This window comes from Citrobacter sp. HN-141, from assembly GCF_033341895.1.
In the GTDB taxonomy this organism is placed as follows: domain Bacteria; phylum Pseudomonadota; class Gammaproteobacteria; order Enterobacterales; family Enterobacteriaceae; genus Citrobacter.
Window position 1 is genome coordinate 36204 of record NZ_JAWPBF010000001.1, and the last position, 18411, is coordinate 54614.

The following is an 18411-nucleotide window of genomic DNA, read 5'->3' on the forward strand; positions in this document are numbered from 1 at the left end:
CAACATCTTACTGCTTAGCTGTTACGGATGTACTCATCCATTTCAGTTTTCAGGTTATCGGACTTGGTACCGAAGATCGCCTGAACACCAGAACCCGCGACCACAACGCCCGCCGCACCCAGTTTCTTCAGGCCAGCCTGATCCACTTTGGCAACATCAGCAACGCTGACGCGCAGACGCGTGATGCACGCATCGAGGTTAGTGATGTTTTCTTTACCGCCGAACGCGGCAACCAGGGCCGGAGCCATTTCGCCAGTCGCGCCCGCTTTGTTGTCTTCAGTCGCATCTTCACGACCCGGCGTTTTCAGGTCCAGCGCTTTGATCAACACACGGAAAATGGTGTAGTACACGATCGCATAACCGATGCCGACAATCGGGAACAACCACAACTTGCTGCTGTTACCGGACAGAACGATAAAATCGATCAGACCGTGGGAGAACGATGTACCGTCACGCATACCCAGCAGAATACAGATTGGGAATGCCAGGCCAGCCAGGATCGCGTGGATGATGTACAGGATCGGTGCCACGAACATGAAGGAGAACTCGATCGGCTCAGTGATACCGGTCAGGAACGAGGTCAACGCAGCGGAGATCATGATACCGCCCACTTTCGCGCGGTTTTCCGGTTTAGCAGAGTGCCAGATTGCAATAGCAGCAGCAGGCAGACCGTACATTTTAAACAGGAAGCCACCGGACAGTTTGCCCGCAGTCGGGTCACCTGCCATATAGCGAGGGATGTCGCCGTGGAATACCTGACCCGCAGCGTTGGTGTATTCACCGATCTGCATCTGGAATGGAACGTTCCAGATATGGTGCAGACCAAACGGCACCAGGCAGCGTTCGATGAAACCATAGATACCGAATGCAACGACTGGGTTCTGGTACGCCGCCCACTGGGAGAACGTCTGAATAGCAGTACCGATCGGCGGCCAAATGAAGGACAGGACCACACCCGTGAAGATGGCAGCCAGACCAGAAATAATAGGAACAAAGCGCTTACCGGCAAAGAAGCCGAGGTACTCAGGCAATTTGATTCGGTAGAAGCGGTTGAACATATACGCTGCGATCGCACCGGAGATAATCCCCCCGAGAACACCCGTATCTGCCAGGTGTTTCGCTGTGATCTCTTCAGCAGGTAAATGCAGAACCAGCGGCGCAACAACAGCCATGGTCTTGACCATGATGCCGTAGGCAACAACTGATGCCAGAGCAGATACACCGTCGTTGTTGGTGAAGCCTAACGCAACACCGATAGCGAAAATCAGCGGCATGTTCGCAAAAACAGAACCGCCTGCTTCTGCCATTACGTGCGATACAACGGCTGGCAGCCAGCTGAAGTTAGCGGAACCGACACCCAGCAGGATACCTGCAATCGGGAGTACGGATACCGGCAGCATCAGCGATTTACCGACCTTTTGCAGGTTAGCAAATGCATTCTTAAACATAATTAGGAGTGCTCCTGAGTATTTGTGCTTTTATACACTTCATCCTGCAAACCGCCTCGGCGTTGGCTGCGTTCATTCACCCCAGTGACTTACCCTGGCGATTCACTCACTTGCCATCGTGACGCAGCTTGCATGATATTGTGTATTTCTACGTTCTCACGCATTGGCGAGGGGGGAGAACCTCGCCGTGGACAGGGTATCTAAGTACCCTTTATTTATTACACAGAGTAAAATAATTCAGTTCATTTTTGTTTGACGGCTATCACAATTCAGCTGTGGATGACCGAAAAACTCGCACATTTCGATAAAATGAGTATCTGAATGTTTCCAACTGGTTATTCACCGCCCATTTAATGGCGGTGAACTTTACTCGCTTTATTTATTAATTACGAGCTTTAAAAAAACTCAGTTAGCGGACTTATTGCAGGCGAGAAGCGTTGATGTGAAACAGGCGGGCAAAGTTATCTGTGGTGATTTGCGCCAGTTCTTCAACGGCAACACCTTTCAATACGGCCATGTACTCTGCGACATCACGAACCATGGCTGGCTGATTCTCTTTTCCGCGATGCGGCACGGGCGCAAGGTATGGGGAATCAGTCTCAACTAACAAACGATCCAGCGGAACATAACGCGCAGCATCACGAAGCTGTTCGGCATTACGGAACGTGACGATGCCAGAAAACGAAATATAAAATCCGAGATCCAGCAATTTACCCGCAGTTTCCCTGTCCTCTGTAAAACAGTGTAGTACGCCGCCACAATCCGTCACTTTTTCTTCGCGCAGAATCGACAGCGTATCGGCACGCGCATCGCGGGTATGAACAATAACCGGCTTGTGTAACTCACGGCCAATCTGGATGTGGTGGATGAATGATTCCTGTTGGCGAACTTTCGTTTCCGGGGTGTAAAAATAGTCTAACCCCGTTTCACCCATCGCAACTACGCCCTCTTCGGCGGCAAAACGACGTAAATCCTCGACATCATAGGTTTCATCCTGGTTTAGCGGATGAACGCCACATGAGAAAACAACATTGTCACGCTCACCGACCAGTTCGCGCATACTGCGGTATCCTGGCAGAGTGGTCGCGACGGCAAGACAGAATTTCACATCGCGTGCGGCCGCTTTCGCCAGCACGTCGTCCACGTCCTTATGCAGAGATTGATAATCCAGGCCATCAAGATGGCAGTGTGAGTCGACTAAAAACATAATGTCTCTCTCAAAGATGGGGAACAGGCAGTACAGTGCCTGGTTGCAGGTAATGCTCAATACGAAGAATAAGATCGGTTAATACCAGCTCACGGTTTACGCCGGTCACGTTAAGCAATTGCTGACGGCAATGGCAAACGTCACCGAGTATCGCCTGTATCTGGGCAACGGATAACCGCTCAGCGATTGACGATATCAACGCCAGAGCATCAGGATTGGTTAAATGGGCCACACCATACGGGCGTTTGAGGGCATCTGTAAGCAGCGTTGCCAGCCAGTGTAAACGGGTCGCAGCTTGCTCATGATTGAGTGCCGCCAACAGAATATACCAATCGCCGGATTGCAATGTGTTCGCCAGTGCCGCACAGAAGTCGGTCCGGTGCGCCCAGCTTTCGGCTTGTAGCAACGTTAATGCCGCACCGGGCGAGCCGGCACTCAGCCGTAATGCGCTCAGTAGCGCCTCCTGAGATGCTGTCACTTCGCGGGCAAGCCAGGAAATGGCATACGATTCAGGCGGGGGAGCAAGATGATGTAACCGACAGCGGCTGCGTAGCGTCGCCAATAATCTTGCCGGCTCTGTGCTGGCGAGGAAAAACCAGGTCTGTGCCGGTGGCTCTTCCAGCGTTTTCAGTAAGGCATTGGCAGCGGCATCGGTTAACTGAGCGGCATCCGGGATCCACACCACTTTCGCACCGCCAAGGCGTGAATGCTCGTACAGCTTCTCGCTGACTTCACGTACCGCATCAATACCCAGCGTGCTTTTGCCTTTTTCCGGCAGCAACGAATAGTAGTCCGGGTGTGTACCTGCCTGCATCAACTGACAGCCACGGCAGTGCCCGCAACTTTTATGTCCTTCCGGCTGCTGGCACATTAAATAGCGGCTAAGCGCATAAATCAGCGCGTCGTCACCCATTCCGGGTAACGCCTGAATCAGTAGCGCATGGTGACCACGACCCAACTGGTAGCTGGCTACCAGTTTTTCAAAATCCGGTCGTAACCATGGATACCATTTCATGCGCCCTGCTCCTTCACCCACTCGGTGATGGTATTGCGGATATTCGCCATCACGACATCAAGCGGCTGTGTTGCATCAATTGTACGAATGCTGGCGTCTTTGGCTGCCAGTTCAAGGTAGCGTGCGCGGGTGCGATTGAAGAAATCGAAAGACTCCTGTTCAATACGATCCAGTTCGCCACGTGCTCGAGCGCGTTTTAACCCGACCTCAGGCGTCACATCCAGATACAGCGTCAGGTCAGGGCGAAAATCACCGAGCACGGCATCACGCAGTGTTGCCAGCATGTTTTGATCGATGCCACGGCCGCCGCCCTGGTAGGCCTGGGTTGACAGATCGTGACGATCGCCAATAACCCAGCGGCCTTTTGCCAGCGCCGGCTTAATCACGGTTTCAACCAGTTGTACGCGCGCGGCATAAAACATCAGGACTTCGGCTTTATCGGTAATCACTTCATCGCCGACCGATTTGATGTCCAGCACCAGACTTCTTAATTTCTCCGCAAGCTGGGTCCCACCGGGTTCGCGGGTAAATACCATGTCGCGAATCCCGAGTTGCTCAAGTGTCTCGACCACTACGTCACGCGCGGTGGTTTTTCCGGCGCCTTCCAGGCCCTCGATGACGATGTAATTACTGCCCATTTTTTTCCTTAAGCACTTTCAGATAATCCTGCACGGAGCGGTTGTGGCTGACAAGATTAGTGTTAAACGTGTGACCGCCTTTACCGTCAGCCACGAAATAGAGATACGGGGTCTTTGCCGGATGTGCGGCCGCCTGCAGCGAAGCCTCACCAGGCATGGCAATCGGACCCGGTGGCAAACCTGTGATGGTATAAGTGTTATAGGCGGTCGGCATTTCCAGATCTGCACGCGACAATTTACCATTATACCGTGCCCCCATACCGTAAATCACGGTCGGATCGGTCTGTAAGCGCATACCGATACGTAAGCGGTTAATAAAGACCGAGGCCACCTGATCACGCTCGCTGGCAACGGCGGTCTCTTTCTCAATAATTGAGGCCATCGTCACCAGTTGATTTTTGTCTTTATACGGCAGGCCGTCAGCTCGCCCTTCCCAGACCGTATCTACGGCTTTAACCATCTTTTGATTCGCACGCTTCAGCAACGCCACATCGGTAGTATTCGCGGTATACATCCAGGTGTCCGGCCAGAACCAGCCTTCCACCCATTCCGGGTTTTCCAGCTTCAGTGCCCTGGCAACGGTTTCGTAGCTATCATCGCTCAGCGTATGCTTGATATACGGCGCATCGCGCAATTGTTTCAGGTAATCGCTCAGGCGCATCCCCTCGACCAGACGTAACGGAAACTGTGCTTCTTTGCCGCTTTCCAGCAATTGCAGCATCTCGCGTACGGTCATATCAGGCGTTAAACGGTAGGTTCCGGCTTTGAAATGCGAAAGATCGGGTTCAACACGTAACAACCACTGGAATACCCGCGGACGATTAATAACCTTGTCCGTATACAGCTGTTCCCCCAGCGCCAGACGGCCCGTCCCCGCTTTCAGCGTAAAAATCGTCTCTTCTTTGATCAACAACTTACTGTCCGCCAGATGGCGAACTTTCCACATTCCCACTCCCGCGGCAATGCCCAGCACAACCAGCAATAACAGGACAACGAGTAACAATTTTTTCATGACTAATTTGGGTGCTCACAAAGTGGGGCTAAAAAATTGAATAACAAACGTGAAGACAACGGCCTGTCGTCACAGGTACGCACGGGGAGAACAGGCATTAATGCATTGCAGACGACGATTTCCTCAGCCTGCATAACCTCCTCCAACCCGGCATACACTTCGACAACCCGGAAAGGCGATTGTGCCAGCATACGTATACAGAATTGTCGCATAATGCCATTCACACCAGCCTGATCCAGCCGCGGCGTATAAACCACGTCGTCTTTTCGCCAGAACAAATTAGCCGCACAGCATTCCGTAACCCATCCCTCGCTGTCAAGCACCAGCGCCTCATCGGCATCCGTCTGTTCAAGATGAGAGCGGATCAGCACCTGCTCCAGCCGATTCAAATGTTTAAGCCCGGCAAGCAGCGGATTGCGCCCCAGACGAACAGGACTTAACGCCAGCACGATGCCTTGCTTTCGCCAGCTATCATAATGTGCAGGGTAAACAGAGACGGAGAGGATACGAGTCGGCTCATGACAGCTTGCCCCACTGTAACCACGACCGCCACTGCCACGACTGATAATCACTTTCAGTACGCCACGTGCATGCCCTGCAGCCAGTTTTTCCATTTCAGCTTGCAGTTCTGACCACTTATCGAAGGGGATAAACAATGTTTGGCATGCGTCCTGTAAACGCTGGAGATGCGCTGCAAAAAAGCAAATTTTGCCATCAGTTATACGCGCAGTGGTAAAGCAGCCATCACCAAACTGCGTCGCCCGATCGCTTGCAGCCAGCATATCCTGCTCACGGCCATTAATTAAGAACATCGTGGCTCCTTATTCGTGGTCCGCTAGTTTGGCAGGATGAGTCACCCAGGACAAGGACTGAAAACTGAATAAAAAAAGACCCGACAAGCGGGCCTTTTCTCTTAGAGCCTGGTAAGTCACCTGCTGGTGCTTAGATCTTTTTGAAGATCACCGAACCGTTGGTGCCACCGAAGCCGAAGGAGTTGCACAGTGCGTATTCCATACCGCTAACCTGACGCGCCTCGTGCGGAACGAAGTCCAGGTCACAACCTTCATCCGGGTTATCCAGGTTGATGGTTGGCGGAACAGCCTGATCGCGCAGCGCCAGAATAGAGAAAATAGACTCTACCGCGCCCGCAGCACCCAACAGGTGTCCGGTCATGGATTTGGTCGAACTGACCATCACGCTACGTGCAGCATCACCAAACACCGATTTCACGGCCTGGGTTTCGGCTTTATCACCTGCTGGAGTGGACGTACCATGCGCATTGACATAGCCAATACGACCAGGTTCAATCGCCGCATCACGCAGAGCATTGACCATCGCCAGTGCAGCACCTGCACCATTTTCCGGAGGTGATGTCATATGGTAAGCATCGCTGCTCATACCAAAGCCAACCACTTCAGCATAGATTTTTGCGCCACGTGCTTTCGCATGCTCGTACTCTTCCAGTACCACCATACCTGCGCCGTCGCCCAGCACAAACCCGTCACGCTCTTTATCCCACGGACGGCTTGCCGCTTGCGGGTTATCGTTACGCGTAGACAGCGCACGTGCTGCGCCAAAACCACCTACACCCAGCGGTGTACTGGCTTTTTCTGCTCCACCCGCAACCATCGCGTCTGCATCGCCGTATGCAATGATACGCGCGGCATGACCGATGTTGTGCACGCCTGAAGTACAGGCCGTGGCGATGGAGATGCTTGGCCCTTGCAGGCCGTACATGATGGTCAGATGACCAGCCACCATGTTAACAATCGTCGACGGAACGAAGAACGGGCTGATCTTACGCGGTCCACCATTTACCAGCGAGGTATGGTTTTCTTCGATAAGACCGAGACCGCCAATACCGGAGCCGATAGCGGCGCCAACACGGTGAGCGTTCTCTTCCGTAATTTCGAGGCCAGAATCCTGCATGGCCTGAACGCCAGCGACAATTCCATATTGAATGAAGGCATCCATCTTGCGCTGTTCTTTGCGCGAGATAATGTCGTCACAGTTAAAATCCTTTACTAAGCCAGCAAATTTCGTTGCATAGGCGCTAGTATCGAAATGGTCGATCAGGCTGATGCCACTCTGACCGGCAAGGAGAGCTTTCCAGGTAGACTCTACGGTATTGCCGACAGGAGACAACATGCCCAGTCCGGTCACAACTACACGACGCTTAGACACGGTTGTCCTCCAGGGAGGGAAAAATAATTCAAGTGGGAAAAAAGATAAAACTCAGGCGGTCGAATGACCGCCTGGAGATGTTCACTTACGCCTGGTGGCCGTTGATGTAATCAATGGCAGCCTGAACGGTAGTGATTTTCTCAGCTTCTTCGTCCGGAATCTCAGTATCAAACTCTTCTTCCAGAGCCATTACCAGCTCAACGGTGTCAAGAGAATCCGCGCCCAGGTCTTCAACGAAGGAAGCATTGTTGGTAACTTCTTCCTGCTTAACGCCAAGCTGTTCGCCGATAATTTTCTTAACGCGTTCTTCGATAGTGCTCATACTCTTAAATTTCCTATCAAAACTCGCTTTCGCGATGGTTTTCGTAGTGTATAAAATGTTGAAAAATTTGCAACTAAATCCCGGCAGGTCTTACCACGATTTTACGTTATTTTGAGGCCATTCGCCCTAATAACGCAAATATTTTTCAATCGTGGTTAAACCATGTACATCCCGCCGTTGACGTGCAAAGTCTCACCAGTGATGTAACTTGCTTCGTCGGAAGCTAAAAATGCAACCGCGCTGGCGATTTCCTGAGCGCCACCAAGGCGACCCGCAGGAACCTGCGCCAGAATACCCGCACGCTGATCATCAGACAGCGCACGCGTCATGTCCGTTTCAATAAAGCCCGGAGCAACAACGTTTACAGTAATACCACGAGACGCGACTTCACGCGCCAGTGATTTACTGAAGCCGATCAGACCCGCTTTCGCCGCAGCGTAGTTAGCCTGACCCGCATTTCCCATGGTACCAACCACAGAACCGATAGTGATAATACGACCATGACGCTTTTTCATCATAGCTCGCATTACCGCTTTTGACAGACGGAAAACAGATGACAGGTTGGTTTCGATGATATCGTTCCACTCGTCATCTTTCATGCGCATTAACAGGTTATCACGAGTAATCCCGGCATTATTGACCAGGATATCGACTTCACCAAATTCTGCACGAATATTTTCCAGAACAGATTCGATAGATGCAGGATCGGTCACATTCAACATCAGACCTTTGCCATTTGCACCTAAGTAATCGCTAATGGCCTGCGCGCCGCTTTCGCTGGTTGCAGTACCGATAACTTTCGCGCCACGGGCAACGAGTGTCTCAGCAATTGCGCGGCCAATGCCACGGCTTGCACCGGTAACCAGCGCGATTTTTCCTTCAAAACTCATGGTTTTCCTCTTTTATTGCTCTAGCGCCGCAGACAACGCCGCCGGCTCATTCAGTGCCGAAGCAGTCAGGGTGTCAACAATACGTTTCGTCAAACCGGTGAGGACTTTACCCGGACCGACTTCATACAGGTGCTCTACGCCCTGAGATGCCATAAATTCAACGGTCTTAGTCCACTGAACCGGGCTGTAAAGCTGACGAACCAGCGCGTCGCGGATAGCATCGGCGGTGGTTTCGCACTTCACGTCAACGTTGTTCACAACGGAAACAGTCGGCGTGTTAAAGGTAATTTTCTGCAGTTCAACAGCCAGCTTCTCGGCTGCAGGCTTCATTAGCGCACAGTGAGATGGAACGCTAACCGGTAACGGCAACGCACGCTTAGCGCCAGCAGCTTTACAGGCCGCGCCTGCACGCTCTACCGCTTCTTTGTGCCCGGCGATAACGACCTGACCCGGAGAGTTAAAGTTTACCGGTGAAACTACCTGACCTTCAGCAGACTCTTCGCACGCTTTCGCGATAGCGGCATCATCCAGACCGATGATAGCAGACATGCCACCAGTGCCTTCCGGAACGGCTTCCTGCATAAATTTGCCGCGCAGTTCAACCAGGCGCACGGCATCAGCAAAATTGATAACACCTGCACACACCAGCGCAGAGTATTCACCCAGGCTGTGACCTGCCATCAGCGCAGGTGTTTTACCACCCTGCTGTTGCCATACGCGATACAGTGCGACAGATGCCGTTAACAGCGCTGGCTGCGTCTGCCAGGTTTTATTCAGTTCTTCTGCCGGACCCTGCTGAGTCAGAGCCCAAAGATCATAGCCCAGCGCCGCTGAAGCTTCAGCAAAAGTTTCTTCAACAATTGGGTAGCTTGCTGCCATATCAGACAACATTCCAACGGTTTGAGAACCCTGACCAGGGAACACAAATGCAAATTGCGTCATGTTAAAATCCTTATACTAGAAACGAACCAGCGCGGAGCCCCAGGTGAATCCACCGCCGAAGGCTTCAAGCAATACTAACTGCCCTGCTTTAATTCGTCCGTCGCGGACGGCTTCGTCCAACGCACACGGTACGGAAGCAGCGGACGTATTGCCGTGTCTGTCCAGCGTGACGACGACATTATCCATCGACATACCCAGCTTTTTCGCTGTTGCGCTGATAATGCGAAGGTTTGCCTGATGTGGCACCAGCCAGTCCAGCGCAGAACGGTCGAGATTATTTGCTTCCAGCGTTTCATCAACGATATGAGCAAGTTCGGTAACCGCAACTTTAAAGACTTCGTTACCCGCCATCGTCAGGTGAATCGGGTTTTCCGGATTCACGCGATCGGCATTAGGCAGCGTCAGCAGTTCGCCATAGCTACCGTCAGCGTGCAAATGGGTGGAGATAATACCCGGCTCTTCTGATGCACTCAGTACAACCGCACCCGCGCCATCACCAAAAATAATGATCGTCCCGCGATCGGTGGGATCACACGTGCGCGCCAGCACATCCGATCCAACAACCAGCGCATGTTTGACTGCGCCAGATTTTACATACTGATCGGCAACGCTAAGTGCATAGGTAAAGCCAGCACAGGCTGCTGCAACATCAAACGCCGGACAGCCTTTAATCCCCAGCATACTTTGGATCTGGCATGCCGCGCTTGGAAATGCGTGGGTTGATGACGTGGTAGCAACCACAATCAGACCAATTTGTTCTTTGTCGATGCCGGCCATTTCAAGTGCACGGTTAGCGGCGGCAAAGCCTATCGTCGCAACGGTTTCATTTGGCCCAGCAATATGGCGTTCGCGGATACCTGTACGAGAGACGATCCACTCATCAGACGTCTCGACCATTTTTTCCAAATCGGCGTTAGTACGCACTTGTTCAGGCAGATAGCTGCCAGTACCAATAATCTTCGTATACATGTACGCTCAGTCACTTTTTGGTTATATACCGCCACGAGCAAATCACTGGTACGTTGACAGCACCCTCAGTCGCACTGTTACCTGTGCACTCGTGAGTTGATACTTTCGTCACCGTCCAGCAGTTCGAATCCAGCTGGGTATACAGATTCCAGGCGAGCGGCAATTCGCTGAGGAACTTGTCGCTGCACCGCCTGCACTGCCTGTTCAATCGCGACTTCAAATGCTCGCTGATTGGCAGCACCATGACTCTTAATCACCGTGCCGCGCAATCCTAACAGACAGGCGCCATTATACTGGTCGGGGTTGAGGTGACTAAATCGCCTTGTCAGGCTTTTTTGTAACCAACGTTTTAATAACAGCAGCCACCACGACCGTTTTTTGCCCTCACCCTGAGATTTCAGCAGTGAAAGGAACATTCTGACAACACCTTCCATCGTCTTTAATGTGACATTACCTGTAAAGCCGTCACAGACCAACACATCCGTTTTGCCAGTCAGCAACTCATTGGCTTCAAGATAGCCGATATAATTGATAGAAGGGATTGTTTTTAGCACAGCAGAAGCATCCCGAATACTGTCGAGACCCTTAGTTTCTTCTTCGCCGATATTGAGTAACGCAACGCGAGGATTGGCAATCCCAACCACCTCTTCTGCCAACACGGAACCCATGACGGCAAATTGCACCAACATCGTACTGTCGCAATCCACGTTGGCACCCAAGTCCAGCACCACCGTTTTGCCCTTTTGCTGATGCGGTAAAACCGTGACCAGCGCAGGACGCTCAATACCCTCAAGGGGTTTGAGCAAGAGTTTCGCAAGACCCATTAGTGCGCCCGTATTACCAGCGCTGACACAGGCTTGCGCTCGACCTTCTTTCACGAGCTCCAGGGCGACACGCATTGAGCTTCCACGACTGGCGCGAATTGCTTGCGAGGGCCGGGCATCACTGGCAATAACTGACTGAGCAGGGATAATCTGCAGACGTGAACGTTGTTCGAAGTCAGCTTTGGCAAGTAATGGCGTGATTGTATCGGGATCCCCGACTAAAAGAAGAGTGAGTTGCGAATTAGAATTCAGTGCCTGCAATGCTGCAGGCACTGTCACGGTAGGGCCAAAATCTCCCCCCATGACATCTAACGCCAGGGTTAGACGTGTCAAGGTATCGTCGCTGCCCGGTTAGGTATTTCCCCAGTTACCCGGGGAAAGCCTCACTAAGCTTCATCACGCTTGTACTCTCTGTTTTTCTCACCGAAGTGGGAAATCCATTGAGTCATGCGTGATTACTTAGCGATTACCTTACGGCCACGGTAGAAACCGTCGGCAGTGATGTGGTGACGCAGGTGTTGTTCACCAGAAGTTTTGTCTACAGACAGGCTGGTGACTGCGGTCAGAGCGTCATGAGAACGACGCATGCCACGTTTGGAACGGGTTGGTTTATTCTGTTGTACGGCCATGGACCTTACTCCTCAATTACTTACGCTTTAAGCTGGCTAATACGGCAAATGGGTTTGGTTTTTGCGCTTCATCAGGCAATTCGCCAAAGACCATGTCCGCCTCGGACACTTCACAGTGTTCAGAATCATGCACCGGAACTACCGGCAAGGAGAGGATAATCTCATCTTCAACCATTGCAAGCAGATCGATTTCACCGAATTCGTTAACCTCAATCGGCTCATACGCTTCCGGGAGTGCTTCAGCCTGCTCGTCAGAACGGACAGGACTAAAACAATATGTTGTGTGAACATGAAGTGGGAACGGTTTCCCGCAACGCTGACACGCGAGCGTAACCGAAACCTTCGCATCACCGGTTATAACGGCAAGGCGCTGGTTATCGATAGCGAACGACATGGAGCATTCCACATCACTGTCCACACTGACTACAGAATCGGCGACGCGCTCAACCAGATCAGAAGTATAGATACCTTCATAATCGAGGCGTTTTTGAGCCGTACGAACCGGATCAAGAGTCAGGGGTAATTTTACCTTTTGCATAGGGCGCGCATATTAACTTTGTAACGTCATAGAGTCAAAGAAAAAGGCAGCCTGTGGTTGCCTTTTGCCAATAATTCGCACACATTGCGGGTCATCGACTTAAAATCGATCACAACAAGCCATCGCAGCCAGCTTGAAGGACGAAGTCCATAGTTTAAAATGGCTCTCATCATTACGCTATATGCGGGGGAAAAAATATGCCTCAACTTATTCTTGCGTCCACCTCTCCCTGGCGTCGCGCTTTGCTCGAAAAATTGGCCATCCCGTTTGAATGCGCAGCCCCAGAGGTTGATGAAACCCCCTTACCCGGCGAAACACCCCGGCATTTAGTGTTACGCCTGGCACAGGAAAAAGCGCAATCTCTTGCCCATCGGTTTCCAGCACATTTAATAATTGGGTCTGATCAAATTTGTGTTCTTGATGGTGAAATAACCGGCAAACCGTTAACGGAAGAAAACGCCAGACAACAATTAACCAAAGCCAGTGGAAATATTGTCACTTTTTACACCGGACTGGCGCTTTATAATTCAGCGAACGGTCACCTACAAACCGAAGTTGAACCGTTCGATGTCCATTTCCGCCATTTAAGTGAAATGGAAATTGAAGATTACGTGCGTAAAGAACGCCCGTTACATTGCGCAGGTAGTTTTAAAAGTGAAGGATTAGGTATCGCGCTCTTTGAGCGTCTGGAGGGCCGCGACCCTAACACCCTGATTGGCTTGCCGCTGATCGCGTTGTGTCAGATGCTGCGCCGGGAAGACATGAACCCGTTAAAAGCCTAGTTAATTTGCCTGATGGCGATGCGGTGCGTCTTACCAGGCCTACGGCGCATTGCGCGATTGTAGGCCTGATAAGCAACGCGTATCAGGCTTTGCTGCGCAATACCTCAAGGCAGCGTTTCAGCTGATTATCCATCGGCGCTTCAATACGCATAACCTCACCCGTACCGGGATGAGTAAACTTCAACGCTGCAGCGTGCAGAAACAGACGGTTCAACCCCGTACCCGCCAGTTGCTTATCGAACTCACGGTCGCCATAGCGGTCATCAAAAGCAATCGGATGCCCGGCAAATTGCGTATGCACACGGATCTGGTGAGTACGACCGGTTACCGGGCTACAACGTACCAGCGTGGCAAACGCATAGCGTTCTTCCACTTTAAAACGGGTTTCCGACGGTTTCCCTTCCTGATTCACCCGCACGATACGCTCACCGCTTTGCAGAATATTCTTTAACAAAGGTGCCTGCACAGTTTTGACATGCGATTGCCACTGACCCCTTACCAGCGCCAGATAGTCTTTTTGCATCCCTTTTTCACGCAATTGTTCATGCAGTGAACGCAGCGCTGAGCGTTTTTTGGCGACCAGCAGCACACCGGAGGTATCACGGTCCAGACGATGCACCAGTTCAAGGAAACGCGCTTCCGGACGTAAGGCACGTAAACCTTCGATCACACCAAAGCTTAATCCGCTGCCACCATGAACGGCGGTGCCAGAAGGTTTGTTAAGCACCAGAATATGGTCATCTTCATACAAAATGACATCAGTCAGCGCAGCGACCTTCTGCAAATTCGGAGAAATCGCTTCTTCTTCACGCTCAGCGACACGCACAGGCGGAATACGCACAATATCCCCGTCTTCAAGTTTGTACTCGGGTTTGATGCGTTTTTTATTCACCCGCACTTCGCCTTTACGCAAAATGCGATAAATCATACTTTTCGGCACACCTTTCAGCTGGGTGCGCAAAAAGTTGTCGATGCGTTGCCCTGCTTCATCGGCAGTAATGGCAACTATTTTTACGGCTGGAGTCTCTGTTTTCATGGGGGCCGATTTTAAATAGCCATCAAGATTCGCGCCACACATTTTTCTATGCTTATATTAACTGCTATACCCGATGACTTAAGTTTGACATAACCGATTTGGTGGTTATTAAAGCAATCACCAGGCGGAAGTGTAAAAACTGTGAGTAACCGGGTGATAAATGGCAAAAGTCATCTTGCTATAACAAGGTTAGCAGTGGAATAATGAGCTTGTTTCCGTGTTGAATCTTGTTAAAACAAGAACTTTTCCGGAATGACCCAATTTTGCCCGACCGATCATCAACGCAGCAATGGCGTAAGACGTATTGATCTTTCAGGCAGTTAGCGGGCTGCGGGTTGCAGTCCTTACCGGTAAGTGCTCTATGGATTTCGCGTTGTAGGAAGGCGGCAAGTCTGGGAACCCCCAGAAGCTTACTCCTGTAAGTGTCTGGGGTGAGAAGATGAAGCCAACGCACCAACAGCGTGAAAGACGACAAGCACAATGGAAGCTTCTCTGGAGAGTAATACCCAGACTGTTCCCCTGATAATTGCGCTGTGTTTCCGTATGAAATACAGGCAACCGACACTCTGCGCCTCTTTGAGCTGACGATAACCGTGAGGTTGGCGACGCGAATAGACACGAGGCCATCGGTTCACACCCGGAAAGGCATTTCTCTGCCCGCAGCTTAGTCGTCAATGTAAGAATAATGAGTAAGTTACGATGAAAAGAATGTTAATTAACGCGACTCAGCAGGAAGAGTTGCGTGTCGCCCTTGTAGATGGGCAGCGTCTGTACGATCTGGATATCGAAAGTCCTGGACACGAGCAGAAAAAAGCCAACATCTATAAAGGTAAAATTACCCGTATTGAACCGAGTCTGGAAGCTGCTTTTGTTGATTACGGCGCTGAACGTCACGGTTTCCTCCCGTTAAAAGAAATTGCCCGCGAATATTTCCCCGCAAACTACAGTTCCCACGGCCGCCCCAACATTAAAGATGTGTTGCGTGAAGGTCAGGAAGTTATCGTTCAGATAGATAAAGAAGAGCGCGGAAATAAAGGCGCAGCACTGACAACCTTTATCAGTCTGGCTGGCAGCTATCTGGTTTTGATGCCAAACAACCCGCGTGCGGGCGGCATCTCTCGTCGCATTGAAGGCGACGACCGTACCGAATTAAAAGAAGCGCTGGCAAGCCTCGAACTGCCTGATGGCATGGGGCTTATCGTGCGTACCGCGGGTGTCGGCAAATCCGCCGAAGCGCTGCAGTGGGACCTGAGCTTCCGTCTGAAACACTGGGAAGCCATTCAAAAAGCAGCTGAAAGCCGCCCTGCCCCGTTCCTGATCCACCAGGAAAGCAACGTCATCGTTCGTGCTTTCCGTGACTATTTACGTCAGGATATTGGTGAAATCCTTATCGATAACCCGAAAGTGATGGAGATGGCGCGTCAGCACATCGCTGCGCTGGGTCGTCCGGATTTCAGCAGCAAAATCAAACTGTACACCGGTGAAATCCCGCTGTTCAGCCACTACCAGATTGAATCGCAGATTGAATCCGCCTTCCAACGTGAAGTGCGTCTGCCTTCCGGCGGCTCAATCGTTATCGACAGCACTGAAGCGCTGACGGCTATCGATATCAACTCCGCACGCGCAACCCGCGGCGGCGATATTGAAGAAACGGCGTTTAACACCAACCTTGAAGCTGCCGATGAAATTGCGCGTCAGCTGCGTCTGCGTGACCTTGGTGGCCTGATCGTCATCGACTTTATCGATATGACCCCGGTTCGCCACCAGCGTGCGGTAGAAAACCGTCTGCGTGAAGCCGTTCGCCAGGACAGAGCGCGTATTCAGATCAGCCATATTTCTCGCTTCGGTCTGCTGGAAATGTCCCGTCAGCGTCTGAGCCCGTCGCTGGGTGAGTCCAGTCACCACGTCTGCCCGCGTTGCTCCGGCACCGGTACCGTGCGTGACAACGAATCGCTGTCGCTCTCCATTCTGCGCCTGATCGAAGAAGAAGCGCTGAAAGAGAATACCCAGGAAGTTCACGCGATCGTCCCGGTACCCATTGCGTCTTATCTGCTCAACGAAAAACGTACTGCGGTCAATGCCATTGAAACGCGTCAGAACGGTGTGCGCTGTGTGATCGTGCCAAACGATCAGATGGAAACGCCGCACTATTCCGTACTGCGTGTACGCAAAGGGGAGGAAACGCCAACCCTGAGCTATCTGCTGCCGAAACTGCACGAAGAAGCGATGGCGTTGCCGACGGAAGAAGAATACGTCGAGCGTAAACAACCTGAACAACCAGCACTCGCCACCTTCGCGATGCCTGATGTTCCGCCTGCCCCGTCGCTACAAGAACCCGTTGCTAAACCTGTCGCTGCGCCAAAAGTTGCCGCAAAAGCTGCCGCAACAGCCGCACAGCCTGGTTTGATTAGCCGTTTCTTCGGCGCGCTGAAGTCTATCTTTAGCGGAAACGAAGAAGTGAAACCGGTGGAGCAACCTGCACCGAAAGCCGAAGAAAAAACGGAACGTCAGCAGGATCGTCGTAAGCCGCGCCAGAACAATCGCCGCGACCGCAACGAACGCCGTGATAATCGCGACAACCGTGGCGATCGTGACAACCGCAACGAACGTTCAGAAAACGGCGAAAACCGCGATGAAAATCGTCGTAATCGTCGTCAGGCGCAGCAGCAGAATGCTGAAACGCGTGACAACCGCCAGCAGTCCAGCGATGTAGCCGATAAAGCGAAATCCGGTGACGAGCAGCAGGCTCCACGTCGTGAGCGCAACCGCCGTCGTAACGATGATAAGCGTCAGGCGCAGCAGGAAGTTAAAGAGCTGAACCTGGCTGAACAGCCTGCGCAGGATTCCGAGCAGGAAGAACGCGTGCGTCAGCCGCAAACGCGTCGTAAACAGCGTCAGTTGAATCAGAAAGTTCGATTCACCGACAGCGCGCCGGTTGAAGCCGAAGTGGCCACTGCAGCTATTGTTGCTGAAACCGCCGTTGCTCAACCTGTTGAACAGTCCGCACCGGCACAACGTACCGAACTGGCTAAAGTCGATTTACCTGCAGTTGTTGCACCAGAGCAAGAAGACAACAACGAAGCACGTGATAACAACGGTATGCCTCGTCGCTCGCGTCGTTCTCCTCGCCATCTGCGCGTAAGCGGGCAGCGTCGTCGTCGCTATCGTGACGAACGTTATCCGGTTCAGTCGCCGATGCCGTTAACGGTTGCCTGTGCTTCTCCTGAATTAGCATCCGGCAAAGTCTGGATTAGCTACCCTGTTGCCCGAACTCAGGACATGCAGGTTGAAGAACAGCGCGAACAGAAACTGGAGCTGGAACAAAACGCATCTGTGGCAGTAGAGCCTCAAGTCGCTGCTGCTGTCGTTGAGCACATTGCGGATGTCCCTGCACAGGCAGACGTCGTGCAACCCGATGTTAGCGTAGCGGAAACGCAGACTATTGTGGCTGAAACGGCACATCCGGAAGTAATTGCCGCTCCGGTTGCTGAACAGCCGCAGATTATCGCCGTCGCTGATGCACCTGTTGCTGAACAGATTGCCGCTCAAGCTGAGCCTGTTGCTGAAGTTGCACCAACAGCAGTAGCCGAAGAGCCTGTTGAAACCGTGGCTTCCCAGCCAGAAGTGGTTGAAGAGGTTATTGAGGTTGCGCCAGTGGTTGAGACAGCCCCCATTGTTGAAGCGCCGAAGGATGTAATGAGTGCCGTAGCGCCAGCCGCAGTGACCGACGTTGCAACAGTCAGCGCAGGCGCTGAACTGATTCACAGCCATGCGACCGCACCGATGACTCGTGCACCAGCACCGGAATATGTACCAGAAGCGCCGCGTCATAGTGACTGGCAGCGCCCTGCTTTTGCCTTTGAGGGTAAAGGTGCAGCAGGCGGACACAGTGCCAGCCATCAGGCAACCGCGCCAGCAACGCGACCGCAGCCTGTTGAGTAAGTCATAGGCAATGAAAAAGCCGACCTCAGGGTC

The 18411-nt window shown here is 52.1% G+C and carries 17 protein-coding genes; 2 read left to right on the forward strand and 15 right to left on the reverse strand.

The annotated features are described in order from the left end of the window. Positions 1-14: 14 nt before the first annotated feature. The 14 genes from ptsG to yceD all read right to left on the reverse strand — a co-directional run bounded on the left by ptsG (position 15) and on the right by yceD (position 12618). Positions 15-1448: a PTS glucose transporter subunit IIBC gene (ptsG, locus tag RYZ59_RS00215; RefSeq protein WP_137383018.1), complete on the reverse strand. Its 1434-nt coding sequence runs from the start codon at positions 1446-1448 to the stop codon at positions 15-17. 418 nt (positions 1449-1866) lie between these two features. Beyond that, on the reverse strand, positions 1867-2655 hold the full coding sequence (locus RYZ59_RS00220; protein ID WP_318048724.1) for a metal-dependent hydrolase: 789 nt from the start codon (positions 2653-2655) through the stop codon (positions 1867-1869). A gap of 10 nt (positions 2656-2665) precedes the next feature. After that, on the reverse strand, positions 2666-3670 hold the full coding sequence (gene holB, locus RYZ59_RS00225) for a DNA polymerase III subunit delta' (protein WP_318048726.1): 1005 nt from the start codon (positions 3668-3670) through the stop codon (positions 2666-2668). Then, positions 3667-4308 (reverse strand): dTMP kinase, encoded by a 642-nt coding sequence (gene tmk, locus RYZ59_RS00230; protein WP_318048728.1) that lies wholly within the window; start codon positions 4306-4308, stop codon positions 3667-3669. The genes holB and tmk overlap by 4 nt, the downstream gene beginning before the upstream one ends. Next, complete coding sequence (gene yceG / locus RYZ59_RS00235) at positions 4298-5320, reverse strand: cell division protein YceG (protein WP_271456772.1); 1023 nt, start codon at positions 5318-5320, stop codon at positions 4298-4300. Before yceG ends, tmk begins: the two co-directional genes overlap by 11 nt. Before the next feature lie 2 nt (positions 5321-5322). Continuing rightward, complete coding sequence (pabC, locus tag RYZ59_RS00240) at positions 5323-6132, reverse strand: aminodeoxychorismate lyase (protein WP_318048730.1); 810 nt, start codon at positions 6130-6132, stop codon at positions 5323-5325. A gap of 130 nt (positions 6133-6262) precedes the next feature. Further along, a complete protein-coding gene (fabF, locus tag RYZ59_RS00245; RefSeq protein WP_005129014.1) occupies positions 6263-7504 on the reverse strand; it encodes a beta-ketoacyl-ACP synthase II in 1242 nt (413 codons plus the stop codon). Positions 7505-7589: 85 nt separating this feature from the next. Further along, positions 7590-7826 (reverse strand): acyl carrier protein, encoded by a 237-nt coding sequence (acpP, locus tag RYZ59_RS00250; protein WP_000103754.1) that lies wholly within the window; start codon positions 7824-7826, stop codon positions 7590-7592. Between the two features lie 155 nt (positions 7827-7981). Beyond that, a complete protein-coding gene (fabG, locus tag RYZ59_RS00255; RefSeq protein ID WP_003036255.1) occupies positions 7982-8716 on the reverse strand; it encodes a 3-oxoacyl-ACP reductase FabG in 735 nt (244 codons plus the stop codon). Positions 8717-8728: 12 nt separating this feature from the next. Further along, on the reverse strand, positions 8729-9658 hold the full coding sequence (gene fabD, locus RYZ59_RS00260; RefSeq protein WP_137383024.1) for an ACP S-malonyltransferase: 930 nt from the start codon (positions 9656-9658) through the stop codon (positions 8729-8731). Positions 9659-9673: 15 nt separating this feature from the next. Beyond that, a complete protein-coding gene (gene fabH, locus RYZ59_RS00265) occupies positions 9674-10627 on the reverse strand; it encodes a beta-ketoacyl-ACP synthase III (protein ID WP_318048731.1) in 954 nt (317 codons plus the stop codon). Between the two features lie 77 nt (positions 10628-10704). Continuing rightward, positions 10705-11784, reverse strand: coding sequence for a phosphate acyltransferase PlsX (plsX, locus tag RYZ59_RS00270; protein WP_202038325.1), 1080 nt, complete (start codon positions 11782-11784; stop codon positions 10705-10707). Positions 11785-11906: 122 nt separating this feature from the next. Further along, positions 11907-12080 (reverse strand): 50S ribosomal protein L32, encoded by a 174-nt coding sequence (rpmF, locus tag RYZ59_RS00275; protein ID WP_003036242.1) that lies wholly within the window; start codon positions 12078-12080, stop codon positions 11907-11909. A gap of 16 nt (positions 12081-12096) precedes the next feature. Continuing rightward, positions 12097-12618 carry a 23S rRNA accumulation protein YceD gene (yceD, locus tag RYZ59_RS00280; protein WP_137383026.1) on the reverse strand — a complete coding sequence of 174 codons (522 nt, stop codon included), beginning with the start codon at positions 12616-12618 and terminating at the stop codon, positions 12097-12099. Positions 12619-12815: 197 nt separating this feature from the next. On the opposite strand from yceD, the gene RYZ59_RS00285 reads away from it, so the two are divergent. Further along, entirely contained in the window at positions 12816-13400 is a 585-nt protein-coding gene (locus RYZ59_RS00285) for a Maf family protein (RefSeq protein ID WP_202038323.1), read from the forward strand. Positions 13401-13482: 82 nt separating this feature from the next. Here RYZ59_RS00285 and rluC read toward each other — a convergent pair whose 3' ends face one another. After that, positions 13483-14436 carry a 23S rRNA pseudouridine(955/2504/2580) synthase RluC gene (gene rluC, locus RYZ59_RS00290; RefSeq protein ID WP_170974373.1) on the reverse strand — a complete coding sequence of 318 codons (954 nt, stop codon included), beginning with the start codon at positions 14434-14436 and terminating at the stop codon, positions 13483-13485. A 699-nt stretch (positions 14437-15135) separates the two neighbouring features. Between rluC and rne the strand changes: the two genes are divergently transcribed. Continuing rightward, positions 15136-18378: a ribonuclease E gene (gene rne / locus RYZ59_RS00295; protein ID WP_318048735.1), complete on the forward strand. Its 3243-nt coding sequence runs from the start codon at positions 15136-15138 to the stop codon at positions 18376-18378. Positions 18379-18411 lie beyond the last annotated feature (33 nt).